This is a genomic window from Paenibacillus sp. P32E (assembly GCF_001909085.1).
GTDB classification, from domain to species: Bacteria; Bacillota; Bacilli; order Paenibacillales; family Paenibacillaceae; genus Paenibacillus_AQ; species Paenibacillus_AQ helianthi.
Window position 1 is genome coordinate 110836 of the sequence record NZ_LVYY01000016.1, and the last position, 16743, is coordinate 127578.

The following is a 16743-nucleotide window of genomic DNA, read 5'->3' on the forward strand; positions in this document are numbered from 1 at the left end:
TATGATTTATAATTCTTTAATATAAAACGTCATTAGTCAGATAGCTTGGTAAATGTAATCGATTTCATATTGGACTTATCGTAAACTTCATTTTGAACAGGAGAACTAATATGAACGAACTATCGCACGAAGAATTGTTTTTACTGCATTTGGCGAAGTATCACTTTGAATTAACATCATTTGACTGCGAAGAATTCATTGAACAGATGGATTGGGATCGTTTATTTACAGTATGTGTACGGCATAAGCTATTCACACTTCTCTATAAAGCAATGGAGCGATATATACCGGATGAGAAAAAGGAGCCATTTGCGAAGCGGTTTTCTTATAAAGCCATGTTCAAGAATCGTTTATTAAGCGAACTTAAACAAATTATTGAAATAACACAGCAAAGAGAGATTAAATATACCTATTTAAAGGGATTTGTCATCTCCAATTTACTTTATGATGATTTGAATGCCAGGGACAGTAATGATATAGATATTGTTGTTGATGAAAACGATTTTCTGGCATTCTCAGAACTGTTGAGGGATGTTAAATTTGAACGAACTTTATATAGCGACAGTTTATATGCTGTTGAAACTTTGGTCAAAAATTCATCAAATCAAGGTATCTTTCATGAATATTGGTATCTGAAACAGGTGGGGGAAATAAAAATAGCTGTTGAACTAAAAAGCAATACTAGCGCCATTCCCAGAAAACATATTAAAGAGTTCTGTGAAAAAAACGAGGTTTATATTGTCGAAGGAGTAAAAATAGTATCAAACGATATGCTACATACCTTCTTGCATTTATGTGCGAATGCCTACAGTGATTCGGAAGAGCGAGTCGGCGTGGAGAGAGGCTTCAGATTGAGAGATTATGTTGATATCTACAGCTATCTTAATAAATACCAAACCCGAATGGATTGGAACTTAATAGCAGAGTTAAGCAATAAATATGAAATGCTACACAAAATATTTTGTGTTTTGAATAATTTGAATTCCTTATTTGATTGCATACCCACAAATATCATTGAGATCTTTAACACGGTTAATAATACTTACAACTACCAAGGATATGAAACAGGCTCCGTCGTTGCTTGGAAAACTTCATTCTCCCATCGGATGTTTAATTATAATGATAGAATTCTTGAGTATCGGGGATTATGTCTAGAACGCTGGTTCAGCCCGATGAATGTTAATTTCAACAAACCTGTAAAAATTTTAAATAGGAAAGATTCTGTATTACCTAGGAATTTCCGGAAATGCTTTGGTTATCGAGATCATAACCTGCAGTATGCATACAGATATGAATACGATGCTGAAAATCTGTACCTGATTATCCAATCGACTTGGCCTGAGAAATACCATCTGTCGTTTTACTTTTATACAAATTCGTTAGATTTATGCGGACCATCAGCTAATTTTAATATTAGAGAAATTTTGTTTAAGGTATTCAACGACAAAATAGAAATTGAATTGGATACTAAACCTATCAAGCGAATTCAGCTTGAAGAAGTACAAAGAAGTCAGACAGAGGTCGAAGTCACAATTCCATTAGAAGAAGTCTTGAGTGCTGATACAAGCTGCAAATACGGATATTATTCAGTGTTGTGGGAAGATTACGGCGAGCGCTTATTGCCGGTTAATATGGGAGGCTACGGAAACGAAGATGATCCTGAAGAAGTGGATAATTTAGGTATTCTTGCATTTACATAATGAAGGAGTGTGTCATATATCAGTGATTAACAATAACGATACATCTATTTTGTTGCTGAAAGATCAGATTATAGATGAAGTTCTACTGTGTTTAAGGATATATGAACCTATAATTGATGCTGTTTATCAGATCGGCAGCAATTCATATGGCGAATTTCTTCCTTCGTGGAGTGATATTGATTTTCTGGTTTTCTTGCCTGCAAGAAATATGAAATGTCTGGAAAATATTAATCAATTGATCAGAGATGTCAATCAGAAATATAGAGGGCGGCTTGCCGGAAGCGGGGATTCGGTTATTGATATCGGAATTGTCTTTAAAGATGAGACTGCGTCACTTGTTCAAAGCGAGTATATGTATTTTGATAATTCAGCTGTAATCAGGGCTCTATTTGAAACCAGGCAACATGGGAAACTGTTGTCCGGAAATAATCAATCTAAATGGATAGAAGCTACACTAAGATTTATATCGCCAAATAGCCTGATCCGTGCATTCGTTCACTCCACACTTGAACGTATACAACTTTATCATGACGTTGCCGACAATGCTGAAATTTGTGATCTTGGCACTCTAGAGAAATATGCACCTCACCAAAAATATAAAGTAATACCGATGTTATACATTTCTATTTGCAGAGCCGTCTTGTTTGTACAGCAGCATCTTTTCGTAACGAAAAAAGACGCGTTTCAACAGTATCAAAGCTTTTTCACTGATTTTCTAGAGGAATTCAGAAGTGCCTTTCAACTTCGCAACGACTGGATGCCAAAGAAACAAACAAAGGAATTGGCTGTTCTTGCAGAAAAACTACCAAAGGTCATACAATGGTTTCTTGGAAAAGTTAATGATCCGGTAGGACTGCAAAGTATGATTTTTTTGAGGGGCAGAAAAAGATGGCATTACAGAGGTGAAGAACACCAAAGAATAAAAACGTTTTTAAAGGGGTTTCGCCTAGATTCTTTTTTAGATGAGCTTGATCAGTACTTAAGTTTGCAGGATGGCTACGAAATAACCTTTGCCCAGACAACCTCTGAAATTGTGGGTTTTGTAGGGTATAGGATGTTACCTGATGAGAAGCTTCTACAAATTACCCATTTGTATGCTTTAAACGATTCTATTCAGTCTGTCCTCTTAAATTATGTGAGTCGCAGAGGTATGGAGAAAAATATTCTATACCTGGAAAACACGATAACAATAAGTCCTAAAGATTTTTAAAGGAGGGGAATCATGAAGTCTTCAATCCAAGCTGTATTTATTGATAGAGACGGAACGATGGGAGGCACAGGTCATTTTATTCATCCGAAGCATTTTACTCTTTTCCCTTATACTTTGGGATCAGTCCAAAAACTCAAACTGCATGACATCATGGTGTTTGCTTTTACCAATCAATACCGTATTTCCAAAGGTGAAGCAACAACAGAAGAATTTATGGAACAGTTTTCCTCCTTTGGTTTCGATGATGCTTTTATATGTCCCCATGAAGCAACTGATAACTGTTTGTGCAGAAAACCTAAACCGGGTTTATTACTAAAAGCTGCTGAAAAATATAATCTGGATTTGGAAAAATGTGCGGTTATTGGCGACGTTGGTGATACAGATATGTTGGCTGCCTATGCGGTGAATGCGTTAAAAATATTAGTCAGAACCGGTTGGGGGAACGAAGCTTTAGGGAGATATAGGGATAATTGGATTGAAACCAGTCCTGATTATATTGCTGATAACCTGCAGGATGCGGTGAATTGGCTGATCTGTAAATGAAATTAATGTTAAGGAGTGATAGGTATACTATATGTTTTCTGTAATGAAAAAGAGTATTTCCCTTATTAGACTATATTGTTTTGATACATTGCTGCTTTTTATATTTAAGCATTGCTCTAGTGCTGTCAAGCCAAATAAAGCGATTGCCAAAACGCCACTACTCATTGTCCGATTAGATGCATTGGGAGATACAGTTCTTTGGTTGGATGCCTTCAATTCCTTGATTGAACGATATCCAGCCGAGGAATACGAGTACATCCTGATCTGCAATGAATATTGTTCAGAATTATTTACTAATCATCGACTTCTATCCCGAATTATTCCTGTAAACCGCTCCAAATTTGTGCATCATCTATCATACAGAATAAAAATTTTTAAAAGCATATTTGCTTTTGAATCTGCCATCTTATTGAATCCTATGTATTCAAGAGAGTTTCTGTACAGCGATGCCGTGGTGCGATTTTCTAGGGCGGCCGTCAAAATCGGATTCTGCGGAGACTTAAATAATATCAGCAGCATGGAGCGGAAAATAAGCAATAAATGGTACACGCATTTAATAGAGTCAAGAATAGAAACTATGATGGAATTAGACCGAAATGCGGAATTCAACCACTTTATTGGTCTTCCTTCATTTACATCTGGTATTCCTGAATGGCCCTTACCTATTACTAGGCACAAACTATTGCAAAATCCATATTATATTATTTTTCCGGGTTCAAGTAGAGACATCAAGAAATGGCCGACTTCTTCTTTTGCCGAAATAACAAATCTGATCTATCAGAAAACCGGTATGACAGGTCTTATCTGTGGGGGCGATGAAGAGAAACATCTCGCCGGCCAAATCATGAAGAGAAGTACTTCACCGCTAATCGATAAAATGGGACAAACCTCACTAGAGCAAGTTGCAGATCTTATCTCCAGTTGCAGTTTTCTTGTTACTAATGATTCAAGTGCTGTACATATTGCTGTAAGTTTGAACATTCCTTCCATATGTATTGTAGGTGGTTTTCATCCAGCGAGATTTTTGCCTTATCCTGATAAATTTATCAATAGTAGATTGCCGATCGTTGTTCAGAAGAAATGGGAGTGCTTTGGGTGCAACTGGTCCTGCATTTATCCTACCGCATCAGATGCTCCAGCTGCCTGCATTAAGGAGATCACGGTAAAGGAGGTGTGGGATCAAATCAAGTCCATTATTTAACTAGGAGGGTAATTATGATCCAGGAACTAATCAATGAGCACAACAAAATGATCAATCGGTTGGACACTCAACTGATTAGTCAAATCCAGCTTGTAATCGACTTTACTCTAATGGCCCTGCGGCAAAATGGATCCGTATACTTAATTGGCAACGGCGGCAGTGCAGCAGATTGTCAGCATTTAGCAGCAGAGCTGGTAGGTAGATTCCGAATCAATAGAGGTGCGCTTTCCGCTCATGCGCTGACGACGGATACTTCAATTATGACAGCGCTCGGGAATGATTACGGATATGAGGAAGTGTTTGCAAGACAAATTAAAGGATTTGTTCATAAAAGTGATATTGTATACGCTTTCTCGACCTCTGGCGACAGCAAGAATATTGTTCGTGGAGTTCAGGCAGCCCGAGAAATAGGTGCAATCATTATAGGGTTTACCGGGAAAACAGGTGGAATGATGAATGAATTCTGCGATGTATGTATCCAGGTGCCAACCACAAATACTGCTAGAATTCAGGAGGCACACATCATGATAGGGCATATTATATGTGAAATAGTGGAGAAAAGTTATTTTGAGGAACCTGTATGTTGAGAGCAGATGGGTTCGATGAATTACTAGGCAACTTGGAATTACCAGCTATAATCTGTCTTTTAAGTGAAGAAGCCAAGGGGCTTTATTACAACTCAGAGTTTGGGAAGAGAACCATGCCTGAAAAAACGAAAGATATTCATCAATGTTTGCATACCACTGGGCATGGTAGCGAAAAGTCTTATTTATTGTTTATAGACTATATGGACGGATTTGATCTGCCGCTTTATCTTTCTTCACCGCAAGCTGTTAGAGACCAAATTAAGATAGAAAACAGGGAAGAGGGCTCTTATTTTTGGCAGGAGGGCATATTTTGGGCGCTGCTTCGAAATAAACGAGTTTATATGCAAGCTAATAGGAACATTGAGCTTAGGCCGATTATTCAGAAATTCCTAAAGCTGATGAATTGAGGAGGTGAGTAGGGTGAAAGAGTTGCTCCGCCAGTTATATGGGGTGAAGTATACAGATGTGAAGCTGCACAGCCAAAGGCATTTCAATGATATCTTTCAGTTTCAGATTAACGGTTGCCCAAAAGTAATCAAAATGTCTAGAAATAGATTCTTAAAGGAAGAACAAATTGGATCAGACAGCTTACATAAGGAAGCGCATATTCTTAGAAAATTAGAGGCAACAGATCTTCCTGTTCCAAAGGTAGAGTGTGTGGGGTATCTGGGTAACCAAGAGTATTTAATCATGCAACAAATGAAAGGTGTTCCCATTGGATCTGTATTCTGGGATATCGAGCCGAGCCAAAGAGCTAGACTTATTACCGAATTGCTTCAATATCTAAAGCAGGTGCATTCAATGAAAGTAGTGGATTTTTTCCCGGATGAAAAAAAATCGGTTGCCGATTCCTTGCTTGCCAAACTACATGAGTATCAATATGAAAGGCCGAATTCCTCCTACCGAAAAGCAATAAATTATCTTATCCATTCTATGTCATGTGTTTTTCCAAATCCCTATGAACCGGATTCACTGCTCCATAGTGACCTGGGACCACAGGCGAACAATATATTAGTCGAGAAACATAAAGGTAATTGGTTTATTAGTGCAATATTGGATTGGGAGCGTTGCCGGTTTGGAGATCCCGTTGAAGAATTATGCAGGCTTGAATTTGAGCTAGCAAAATCATGGATGCATCAATCGTTATGTTCTACACCATACGTCCTTAACGACTTATTAAATCTGGATTTGCTGAAGGAGTATGCCTTCGTCAATGTCTCGGAGGATATTCTGGACTGGTATCGTCAGTATACAACGATCTTGCCTACCCGATGGTATCTCAAATCCTACAAAAACTATTGATGGATGGTGATTAATTTTATGAAGGAGCATAGGATAAAAGCTTTGCTGTTCGATTGTGATGGGACGTTAGCAGATACAATTATGGCTCATGAAAAGGCCTATCAAAAAGTGTTCAAGCAAAATAGTTTAGCTTTTGATAAAAATTTATATTATAGAATGTTTAGCTGTGGCTCTTTGAGCATGCTTAAGGATATGACAGGAGACAAATATGATACAAAGGTCCTGCGGGAACTGATTAAACAAAAAAACACTATAATAACTGAATATCTAGACAGGTATATGGTACCTAATTTTATGCTTGTGCAAAAAATCAAAGAGTCCTTTTACGGCCATTTCAACCTTGGAGTAGTTTCGAATTCCTCAAAAATTTCTGTATCACATATTATAGAGCGCCTTGGCTGCCGTAATGTGTTTGACGTGATATTAACGAAAGAAGATGTCGTGTACCTCAAGCCGCATCCTGAAATCTACTTGCGGGCCAGCAGACTATTGAAGGTTAAGCCACCTGAATGTCGGGTGTTTGAGGATTCGTTGGTTGGAATTGAGGCAGCTTCAAAGGCCGAAATGAAGACAGTCAAAATAAACATAAAAAAATGCAACAAAAAGCATAGAGCTTGCAATGATCAAATCTTAATGATGAATATCAACTAAGTGAAGACGGAGGCTTGCATGGAGATTTATGAACGTATCTGGGGAGGACTGTCTTCGTTGGCTTGTGGTGATGCACTTGGCGTGCTTGCGGTTGGCTATAACCCGGCTGAACTTATAAATACATACGGAGCAGTTCCACGTAGGCTGGTTACGCCTATTCCTTCAAGTCCATCCCGGACCAAGTGGAATTATGGTGAAGTCACGGACGATACTTATCAAACAATTGTGATTGCAGAGAATCTTGTCTGTTACCATCGAATTAATAAAAAAGAATTGGTTAAGGCATTTATCTGCCTGCCCGATAAATATGCCAAAATCGAATCTTCGACCGGAAGATTGAAGAAGGATCCCAATCCTTATAAGAGGCGCTTTTCAGTTAATTCTGGAGCAGCTATGAGGATTTCTCCACTAGGTATAGCTTTTTCCATAAAAAATGAGGTGAGACTTGTCTCTGAGGTTCTGAAAGCGACGCAAATTACCCACAACAGTAAATCCGCCTTAGCTGGAGCTGCGGCGATAGCCTTTGCCGCCAGCGCTCTTCTGGATGGGTGCGCATGCGATCAGGTTATTGAACAATCTATAAAAGGCGCATGGTTAATGAGAGGTTATGGCGATTGTGATGGATTGCCAGCAGTATACCAGGAAATAGAAACCGCATGCAATTTAGGTTACGAAAAATATCGGGAAAAGGCAGGTGAAGGAGATTTATTCGGAGGCTTAACTGTCCAAGCAGTCCCGTTTGCTCTTGCGCTGGCTTCTGCATTATGGAACGCGGAAGCTGCAATTTGCAAGGCAGTCGAAATGGGAGGTGATACAGATACTATAGCTTCAATTACGGGTTTATTGTGCGGAATCTGTAATCCACGAAGCACACCCAGCCATATTCTAAAAGTCATTTCGGAAAAGGATACACTGCACAGGCTAGCCGTGGGTTTAGCTGATATCAGATGTTAACTAAGATTGAATGGAGATAGATCCATGCGAAGAATAGACAAACCGGTTTTGCCGCTAAAATCGAATATTGATTCCCAACAAGGTACTATTCTGGTCATTGGGGATATTATCTTGGATCAATATTGTCTTGGTGATGTTGAAAGAATTTCACCTGAAGCCCCTGTGCCTGTGTTCAACTGGCAGAGTGAATTCTATTGTTTGGGGGGGGCCTCAAATGTCGCCTGTAATGTCAGATCCCTTGGGTGGAAGGTGAAAATAGGTGGTTTTGTAGGTAATGATGATGATGGCAAACAGGTAAGGAGATTATTGCATTCACATGAAATTGATGGCATCGGTGTGAAAAATTCTTTGCAAACTATAAAAAAAACGAGAGTTGTATCAAGAGGAAATCAGTTAATCAGGATAGACTACGAGAATAGTTCACTTAAGGCACAATATAACCACGATGAACTCCTTGAGTGGTTCAATGGTGAGTTAAGTGGAAATATCAAGGCGGTCATTATCTCCGATTACAATAAAGGAGCATGCGCCAACTTTCTTTGTCAGGAAATGATCCTGGAATGTACCAGGAAGAATATCCCGATAATCGTTGATCCTAAAGAAAAATATTGGGAAAAGTATCGTGGGGCCACTTTTCTTACGCCAAATCATAAAGAGTTCCTCCAAATTGCAGGAATTTCAGGAAATGATGAACAGGAGATCAGAAATAAAGGCATGGAACTACGAAATCAATTGAACGTAGATCATCTGCTTATTACTCGTGCCGAAAAAGGCGTATGCCTGATAAATGAAGAAGGGACAAAAGAATATCGGTCCTACGCTAATCAAACCCGGAATGTGACCGGGGCAGGAGATTCGTTGGTTGCAGCATTGGCAGTAGCCGTTGCCGAAGGAAGTGGAATCGAGCATGCAGTGTACTACGCCAATATTGCAGGAGGTCTTTCAGTAGAAAAGGACGGAACCAGTAGCGTTAACAAAGCCGAAATAAGAAAAAGGATAGCTGAGATAGAAAGTGAATTAAATGATTTTCGGGCAAAAATAGCAAGCCTTGATGAAGCAGCAGAACTAGTGGGGAAATGGAAAGCAGACAGCGAAAAAATCATCTTTACTAACGGATGTTTTGATTTGCTTCATTATGGGCATATTCACTTGCTGAAGCAAGCCAGAAAATTTGGGGACCGTTTGATCGTAGGGATCAATTCGGATAAATCCGTAAAATTTTTGAAGGGAAAGAAGCGGCCTATCATTAAGGAAAAGGATCGCTTGAGAATCATTGCATCCTTCGATTTTGTGGATTGTGTCATTATATTCGATGAACCGACACCATTAAATCTTATACATGAGCTGCAGCCTGATGTAATCGTAAAAGGCGGGGATTATGACAATGCCAATGTGGTGGGCAAAGAGATAGTTAACGACGTCGTTATCGTTCCTCTGATCGAGAAATATTCAACGTCTTCCATAATTTCTAACATACTCTTCAATTATAGTTCAGAGGAGCTGATATAAATATATGATTATCGTTACCGGCGGTGCTGGTTTTATTGGAAGCAACCTGGTGAGAAGGTTGAATCAACTTGGAGAGGATAATGTGATTATTGCAGATCGTGTTTCCCCTCATACCTTGGGAAATCTGAAGGGTCTTAGATACAACATGATATTGTCTCCGGATGAATTGCAAGAACGTATGGCGGACCCATTCTTTGCCTCGGAGGTGGACTTTATTTTTCATGAAGGTGCCTGTTCGGATACGATGGAGACTGACAGTGACTATCTGTATGCAAATAACTTTTTGTACAGCAAGAAATTGTTGGACCTAAGCCTAAAGAACAGAATTCCTTTTGTATACGCTTCATCGGCTTCAATATATGGCCAGGGTACGGGTGGTTTTGTCGAAGATTGTTCCAAATGTAAGAAACCGATGAATTTGTACGCGCATTCAAAGTATCTATTTGATCAATATGTAACATCCATACTCCCAGATGCAGAGAGCCAGATCGTTGGATTGCGTTACTTTAATGTTTACGGATCTGGGGAAGCCCACAAAGGGAGAATGGCCTCAATGATCTATAAAATGTATTTCCAGCTTAAAGAACATGGGGAAATCAAACTGTTTCGGGGAACAGAAGCTGACCGTGACGGTGAACAAAGAAGAGATTTTATCCACGTTAATGATGTCATAGACATAAACCTGTTCTTTTTACAAAGACCTGCGATTTCAGGGATTTTCAATTGTGGTACAGGAATAAGTTGCAGTTTTAATGATATTGCGTGGACAATGATAGGAACATTGGGATACGGAAGGCTTACCTATATTGATTTTCCTGAGGAGCTGATTGGAAAGTACCAGATGTTTACAGAGTCGAACAACAACAAACTCAGGAATGCAGGCTATCTCTCAGAATATACCCCTATACAAGAAGGGTTGAAGCAGTATCTCAATTATTTATGTGAAAACAATCCAATAATGAAGGAGAAGCTGCTATGATTTATAAAATTATTGTGCAGAATTATGAAACCAGTATTGGAATCATCATTAAGGAAAGCAGCAGTTTATGTGATCGGTTGATAAAACTGTTAGAAATCACTTATGACGTTCGCTTAATGAATGATGAAAAGGGTGAATGGGAGATGAATATCAGCATAGAACCCGACCTCTCAAGATATGCCCAATCCTATACCTCTGCATATTCACCTCATACAATCGAACATGGAGAGATGGCTATGATCGGATTTCTTGACAGTGAAATGCACATTTTCAAGGAAAAAGAGTTCTCAATATATCGTAATAGTCACAAACTGAGCATTACAGGAAGCTGTGAAAATATCGTATATGAAATCACTCGTAAAGCCATTCGGCAAATTCAGACAAGACAGCTGGAACTTGGAGGAGGTGCGAGGCTGCACGCCTCATCTTTTGAGTATAATGGGAATGGAGTCGCCGTAGCAGGCAATAAAGGTGCCGGTAAAACAACTACACTGCTCAGCATGATTGGCTATTGTGGTTCAAATTATATTACCAATGATGTGCTTGAAATCAGAAGGGGAGGCAATGACAAGCTTCCGTCCGTTAACGGTTGGCCAACAGTCTGTTTAATCGGCAGAGGAACATTGGCTTCAATTTCTAAATACAGTTCATTACTGCCAAGCGAAGAAAATAGCGGGGATAATTCACTGCCGAAAGTGCCGATTGCAATCAACGAAATTGAACAGGCACTGGGTACCAGTATCGTTAACAGAAGTTCACTGCGGCATATCATTTTTTCCAGGATCGATCTGGGAGAAGAAGTCTCTAGTATTAAATCTTTGAGTTACGAAGAAGGGATTTCACAAATCTCGGCTCATTTTATTAATGAAGACAGGGATCATCCGGATTGGCTACTGTTGAAATGTGATCAGGAACCCAATTTTCGGGTACATGGACTGCTAGAGGGAGTACACTTTTACGAGTTGGCAGTTGGGCAGAATCTTGAGCAAACAACTGCTCTGATTATAGAGAAGATAATGGAAGATTCAAGTGAAACCTCCATAGCGGGAGAAGGGATTTAACTGAAGTCAGACACCGGAAAAGATCAAAGCGCCACCATTGATAAGCCGGTTTCGTTGTGGCGAGTCTACTGGTGGGCATTATCCTTTGTAAAGCCTTATATACTGATCTTATCGCTGCTTATTTGCTCATATTTTTTATTATCCTCTGCGGAATTGTTTATCCCAAAATATATTCAATATTTTGTGGATGTTATTTTTCCGGCTAAAGACTATAGCAAGTTCTCCCTCTTTATCTTTGTGCTAATTGGAGTCATTGTAGTAATACTCGCTGCCAAAATGATGCAAAATACGCTAAGTCGTCATCTCCAGGAAAAAGCCGCCAAGGATATTCAGTTTGCCGTTTTCCAACATCTGCGCAAGCTGGGGTTTGCTTATTATGAGCAAAATCCGGTAGGGAGAACGCTCTCATTGCTAAATACAGAAGTTGCATCCATGCAAAGTCTGTACCGCCAGTATTTTCCTGTACTGATCGAGGGTCTTATTTTTTCATTCATTTCGGCTGTAATGATGTTGTCCACCAGTCTTCATCTTTCTGTCATCGTGCTGCCGAGTTTCCTGCTCTATTACGTATTTGGACCGATGCTTGAACGCAAAGCGGCAATTCACGGGAAGAACATGTCGCAAGCCCGCATTGATGAAAATCAGAAGGTATATGAAAGTATATCCGCTTCTTTAGAGCTTCGTGCCTATGAATCGGAAACATGGGAAATCGGCAGATACGAGCAAAAAGTGAAATTATACAACGCAAGTATGATTAAAGCATATTGGTATGCATATCTCCGGGGGACAAACAGACGAATCACTTATAATATTGGCGGCATTGCCATTTTTGTATATGGTAATTTTCTGTTTGGACACAGCCAGTTATCCATAGGTGAGTTTATCTCATTTATCCTCTATTACTTTACGGTTATGCATAGGTTGACGGCTGTCGTGACCAACATTACCGAACAGAGGCTGCTTATGCATCAGGCAGAACGATTGTATAGCTTCTTACGTTCGGAGCCCTCACTAGTAGAAGCGTCAAATCCAGTGGGGTTGATGCCAGTAAAGGGGGATATTCGCTTGGATAATGTCTGCTTTACGTATAATTCTGGACAATCGGTTCTAAACGGGCTAAATTTATCGATCGCTGCTGGTGAACGGGTAGCTATTGTGGGGAAGAGCGGAAATGGAAAAACCACGATATTGAAGCTGATTGGACGGTTTTATGATCCTGATAATGGGAGTATCTTTATAGACAATGTTCCATTGCGAGATATTTCATTTTCATCCTTGCGAATGGCGATGGGTTATGTATTTCAGGATACTTATGTTTTTGGCTCCACAGTAACGGAGAATATAAAATTCGGTAAACCGGACGCAACCCAGGAGGAAGTTGTGAGGGCTGCAAAAGCGGCATATGCTCATGATTTTATCCTTAATCTGCAGGATGGGTATGATACACAAATTGGTGAACGGGGAGTTAACCTTTCAGGAGGTCAAAGACAACGAATTGCCATCGCACGCATGTTTATTCACGATCCAGCAATTATTTTGTTAGACGAGGCCACCTCAGCTTTGGATAATACAAGCGAGATTCAAGTATTTAAAGCGATGAATGAGCTTTTTAAAGGAAGGACTATTATTGCTGTTGCCCATAGGTTATCGACAATAAAGGACTTTGACCGATTTGTGGTCATTGAAGCCGGGATAGTGGTAGAGAACGGGTCATATGCTGAGCTATTGGCATTGGGTGGAGCCTTTAGCACACTTGCAGCTTCCAGAGGGACGGAGGCTTCGGGTGGCTAATTATAAGTGGTTATGGTCTCATGTTAGAAAGATAAAGGGCTTGTATGGGTTATCCTTTCTGGTATTGTTTTGTGAGGCGTTATCTAATGTGGCAACAATTGCTCTCCAGCAAAAAATGATAGACCGCGTCATGATCGGAGGCCAAACAGACAAATTCTGGTTCATCTTGCTTCAACTTGGAATAGCATATCTGACATATTCCATCTTGTTCACAATTGGCCCCCATCTATTGCAGCATTCAATTGCCAAAATGCGGACATCAATGGGGATTGAGTTAATGAAACATATATTCCGAATCCCGGTAAGCGTAATACAAAAAGAACGCACGGCGGAATATGTATATCATTTCACGCAAGATTTGCAGGTAACTGCACACTTTGGAGCAAGTGATTTTCCGAGACTGTTCCAACAGGCAGTATCTGTGATTGCAATCATCATTTTAGTGGATAAGGCCAGTCCCATCATCTTGATGGTTTTATTGCTATTTGTGCTGATGTATATCATCATCGGGGGGTATTTAGCTCCTATCAGAAAAAAAATATCCTCCGGGGTTAACGGCCATCGTTCAAAATTGTTAATCCATCTGGAGGAAGGGGTTTCATCCACGAGGGAAGTGATTGCCTTTCATCGGGAAGAGTGGGAAAACCGTTTGTATAATAAAAAATTCATTGCCTACTTCAATAGCATTGTTAAAGAGGGGGAGATCATTAACCGACAGATTATGCTGAGTGATCCGCTGAAATGGGGAGCAGTGATCTTTATTTTTCTCTATGGTGGAAATCTTGTTCTGGATAACAGACTGACGATAGGCATGTTTGTCATTTCTTTTCAGTTCACTACAAAACTTATGGATTCCTGTAATTCTTTATATCAGGCCATTATGGGTTTGTCAGGAAAGTTTGCTTCTGTGGAACGAATATGCAGGTTATTGGCGGTTGAGACAAGTCCGGAAGGTAACGAAACGTTAAAGGGTCCAATTCAATCCATTTGCTTCAGGGATATATCTTTCAAGTATCAGACACAAGAGGTTCTCCGGAATCTTGATCTGAATTTTGACTCCGCAAAGAAAATTGCTCTAGTCGGGTCAAGTGGCTGTGGAAAATCCACCATAGCAAGTCTTCTCATTCGTTTTTATGATCCACATGCCGGGACAATTCTGGTGAACCGCCAGCAGTTTAGGAATATTCGGAGAGAAGATTGGATGAGAAAAGTCACGCTGGTCTCCCAGGAACCCTATTTCTTTCCGGATACCATTCGGATGAATCTTTTGCTGGGGATAACCCATATTAGCGAGTTCAGGATGATTGAGATGTGCAAGGCAATGAGGATTCATGATTTCATCAAGGATTTGCCCGATGGCTATGATACAAAGATTGGGGAACGGGGAGTTGCTTTATCAGGGGGGCAAAGGCAGAGACTTGCTCTTGCTCGTGCATTGCTCCGTGATTCGGAAGTGCTTATCCTAGACGAGGCGACATCGGCGCTTGATCTGGAAACGGAGCGTCATGTTCAGAGTAATCTGGATAGATTGCGATATCAAAGGATGACAATAATCATTGCTCACCGTCTCTCTACCATCCGTAATGCGGATATCATCTTCGTGATCAATCAGGGTAGCGTTTCTGGAACGGGTACACATGCTGAATTGCTTCAAGACAATCCATTATATCAAAGCTTATTGTCAGGTGAAAAAAATAAGTCTGATTATATAAAATGGAAATCAGCCAATGATACGGGGCAATAATCAAGGAGGGATCAAGCTATGCCGCTTATTTCATCTACCGAAATGCTGCAGATAGCTAAGACAAATCATTACGCGGTTTGTGCTTTCAATATTCATAGCTTTGAAATGCTTCAAGCTGTTGCAGAAGCAGCGGCTGAAACGAGCTCACCGATTATCATTCAGACTTCTATCAACACTGTGAAGTATTTGGGCCTAAACTATCTTGTCGCAGCCGCAGCGGCGGCATCCGAAAATACTGGAATTCCGATCACGTTGCATCTGGATCATTGCACTGATTTCGATATGATTGTCAGATGCATCAGAGCGGGGTATACGTCAGTCATGATTGATGCTTCCATGCATCCGTTTGAAGAAAATGTCAGACAGACGAGAAAAATTGTGGAAATCGCCTCTGCGGGAGGGATAAATGTAGAGGCGGAACTAGGTAATGTTGGCAATGCATCGGAAGACTCACTGCCGGGAGTGGAGGGTTTGGAACTGGCAGATCCTGAAGCATGCAAATTGTTTGTTGAAAGTACAAGGGTGGCAACATTGGCCCCGGCAATTGGTACAGTCCATGGGATTACGAGACAGCATCCTGAGATTGATTTTGCAAGAATTGGACAGATCGCCGAAAATGTTGACGCCCCACTTGTGCTTCACGGAGGTTCCAGCATACATGCCGCACATTTGAGAAAAGCGGTAGAACTGGGTATTGCCAAAGTGAACGTAGCAACAGAATTACGTGTTGCTTTCTCGGAAGCAATTAGACAAGTCTTCTCCAGCCGACCAGAGGAGAATGACCCACGCCGTTACATGAACGCCGCCAAAGAGGCTGTGAAGCGGCTGGCCATCGAAAAAATGGAGATTTGCGGGTGTATCGGCAAAGCGGGAGATATTTGAGCAGATATCTATAAAATATAAGGGTATATGCTTCGCTTCGCGCCATAAATCGTCTTTCTAATTGTGAGAGCAGAAATAAAAGGGGGTGTCCCATAAGCCATGAAATGGCTACTTGGGACATCCCTTGTTTTTGGAGTCGGACAAACGTTGTGCTCCGTGAGGACGCTCCGCGAACGGACCGTTGTTCCAATCGCTCTTGTGTCCAGATTTTTTTTATTCCCCTTAGCGGTGAAAATCCGGACACAAAGGCGAACGCTATCGCTTTTCCACAATCGTTCCGTCCTCTCCGCTGTTTAAGCGGGAAACATCCTACAATATTTATAAAAACGCAAAAAAGAAACCACTCTTTTGGTAAAATGGAAGTGCGACCAACCATTTCAAAGGAGGGTTTCTTTTGTACATTCAATATACCATGGACCCACTTTGCTTGCCAATGGATTTAGAAGAAGATATCCCACCAAATCACCTCGTTCGTGTCGTGAACGCCGCCGTAAATCGACTCGACGACGCCCTCTTTGACGCGGCCTACCCTGGCGGTGGCCGCGACAGCTACCATCCTAAAATGCTGACCAAAGTCATTATCTATGCCTATACGCAGCGAATCTATTCCTCCCGGCAAATCGCCAAAG

At 40.6% G+C, this 16743-nt stretch carries 16 protein-coding genes; all 16 read left to right on the forward strand.

Annotated features, from left to right (window positions below):
• Nucleotides 1-110 precede the first annotated feature (110 nt).
• Nucleotides 111-1700 carry a nucleotidyltransferase family protein gene (locus tag A3848_RS17115; RefSeq protein WP_074086121.1) on the forward strand — a complete coding sequence of 530 codons (1590 nt, stop codon included), beginning with the start codon at nt 111-113 and terminating at the stop codon, nt 1698-1700.
• 22 nt (nt 1701-1722) lie between these two features.
• Nucleotides 1723-2910: a hypothetical protein gene (locus A3848_RS17120; RefSeq protein ID WP_074086122.1), complete on the forward strand. Its 1188-nt coding sequence runs from the start codon at nt 1723-1725 to the stop codon at nt 2908-2910.
• Nucleotides 2911-2922: 12 nt separating this feature from the next.
• The gene (locus tag A3848_RS17125; protein WP_074086123.1) at nt 2923-3453 is read left to right on the forward strand and encodes an HAD-IIIA family hydrolase; all 531 of its coding nucleotides are present in this window, start codon (nt 2923-2925) and stop codon (nt 3451-3453) included.
• Between the two features lie 31 nt (nt 3454-3484).
• Nucleotides 3485-4654: a glycosyltransferase family 9 protein gene (locus tag A3848_RS17130; protein ID WP_074086124.1), complete on the forward strand. Its 1170-nt coding sequence runs from the start codon at nt 3485-3487 to the stop codon at nt 4652-4654.
• 14 nt (nt 4655-4668) lie between these two features.
• Entirely contained in the window at nt 4669-5241 is a 573-nt protein-coding gene (locus tag A3848_RS17135; RefSeq protein WP_074086125.1) for a D-sedoheptulose-7-phosphate isomerase, read from the forward strand.
• Nucleotides 5235-5648, forward strand: a complete 414-nt coding sequence (locus tag A3848_RS17140) for a hypothetical protein (protein WP_074086126.1) — start codon at nt 5235-5237, stop codon at nt 5646-5648. The genes A3848_RS17135 and A3848_RS17140 overlap by 7 nt, the downstream gene beginning before the upstream one ends.
• A gap of 13 nt (nt 5649-5661) precedes the next feature.
• Nucleotides 5662-6543, forward strand: coding sequence for a phosphotransferase family protein (locus A3848_RS17145; protein ID WP_074086127.1), 882 nt, complete (start codon nt 5662-5664; stop codon nt 6541-6543).
• Nucleotides 6544-6561: 18 nt separating this feature from the next.
• The gene (locus tag A3848_RS17150) at nt 6562-7194 is read left to right on the forward strand and encodes an HAD family hydrolase (RefSeq protein WP_074086128.1); all 633 of its coding nucleotides are present in this window, start codon (nt 6562-6564) and stop codon (nt 7192-7194) included.
• An 18-nt stretch (nt 7195-7212) separates the two neighbouring features.
• The gene (locus tag A3848_RS17155) at nt 7213-8148 is read left to right on the forward strand and encodes an ADP-ribosylglycohydrolase family protein (RefSeq protein WP_074086129.1); all 936 of its coding nucleotides are present in this window, start codon (nt 7213-7215) and stop codon (nt 8146-8148) included.
• A gap of 24 nt (nt 8149-8172) precedes the next feature.
• Nucleotides 8173-9657: a PfkB family carbohydrate kinase gene (locus A3848_RS17160; RefSeq protein WP_074086130.1), complete on the forward strand. Its 1485-nt coding sequence runs from the start codon at nt 8173-8175 to the stop codon at nt 9655-9657.
• Nucleotides 9658-9661: 4 nt separating this feature from the next.
• Nucleotides 9662-10636 carry an ADP-glyceromanno-heptose 6-epimerase gene (gene rfaD, locus A3848_RS17165; protein WP_074086131.1) on the forward strand — a complete coding sequence of 325 codons (975 nt, stop codon included), beginning with the start codon at nt 9662-9664 and terminating at the stop codon, nt 10634-10636.
• On the forward strand, nt 10633-11697 hold the full coding sequence (locus tag A3848_RS17170) for a phosphoenolpyruvate carboxykinase (ATP) (RefSeq protein WP_074086132.1): 1065 nt from the start codon (nt 10633-10635) through the stop codon (nt 11695-11697). Before rfaD ends, A3848_RS17170 begins: the two co-directional genes overlap by 4 nt.
• Before the next feature lie 54 nt (nt 11698-11751).
• Nucleotides 11752-13488 carry an ABC transporter ATP-binding protein gene (locus tag A3848_RS17175; protein WP_074086133.1) on the forward strand — a complete coding sequence of 579 codons (1737 nt, stop codon included), beginning with the start codon at nt 11752-11754 and terminating at the stop codon, nt 13486-13488.
• Complete coding sequence (locus A3848_RS17180) at nt 13481-15232, forward strand: ABC transporter ATP-binding protein (protein WP_074086134.1); 1752 nt, start codon at nt 13481-13483, stop codon at nt 15230-15232. The genes A3848_RS17175 and A3848_RS17180 overlap by 8 nt, the downstream gene beginning before the upstream one ends.
• An 18-nt stretch (nt 15233-15250) precedes the next feature.
• A complete protein-coding gene (locus tag A3848_RS17185) occupies nt 15251-16114 on the forward strand; it encodes a class II fructose-bisphosphate aldolase (RefSeq protein WP_074086135.1) in 864 nt (287 codons plus the stop codon).
• Between the two features lie 394 nt (nt 16115-16508).
• A partial coding sequence (locus A3848_RS17190) for a transposase (RefSeq protein WP_143192419.1) occupies nt 16509-16743 on the forward strand: 235 nt, incomplete at its 3' end.

Excerpts from the sequence above, each read along its gene's own strand:
- A3848_RS17115 (WP_074086121.1), top strand. The coding sequence starts at position 111 with ATGAACGAACTATCGCACGAAGAATTGTTTTTACTGCATTTGGCGAAG.
- A3848_RS17125 (WP_074086123.1), top strand. The coding sequence starts at position 2,923 with ATGAAGTCTTCAATCCAAGCTGTATTTATTGATAGAGACGGAACGATG.
- A3848_RS17130 (WP_074086124.1), top strand. The coding sequence starts at position 3,485 with ATGTTTTCTGTAATGAAAAAGAGTATTTCCCTTATTAGACTATATTGT.
- A3848_RS17135 (WP_074086125.1), top strand. The coding sequence starts at position 4,669 with ATGATCCAGGAACTAATCAATGAGCACAACAAAATGATCAATCGGTTG.
- A3848_RS17140 (WP_074086126.1), top strand. The coding sequence starts at position 5,235 with ATGTTGAGAGCAGATGGGTTCGATGAATTACTAGGCAACTTGGAATTA.
- A3848_RS17150 (WP_074086128.1), top strand. The coding sequence starts at position 6,562 with ATGAAGGAGCATAGGATAAAAGCTTTGCTGTTCGATTGTGATGGGACG.
- A3848_RS17155 (WP_074086129.1), top strand. The coding sequence starts at position 7,213 with ATGGAGATTTATGAACGTATCTGGGGAGGACTGTCTTCGTTGGCTTGT.
- A3848_RS17160 (WP_074086130.1), top strand. The coding sequence starts at position 8,173 with ATGCGAAGAATAGACAAACCGGTTTTGCCGCTAAAATCGAATATTGAT.
- rfaD (WP_074086131.1), top strand. The coding sequence starts at position 9,662 with ATGATTATCGTTACCGGCGGTGCTGGTTTTATTGGAAGCAACCTGGTG.
- A3848_RS17170 (WP_074086132.1), top strand. The coding sequence starts at position 10,633 with ATGATTTATAAAATTATTGTGCAGAATTATGAAACCAGTATTGGAATC.
- A3848_RS17185 (WP_074086135.1), top strand. The coding sequence starts at position 15,251 with ATGCCGCTTATTTCATCTACCGAAATGCTGCAGATAGCTAAGACAAAT.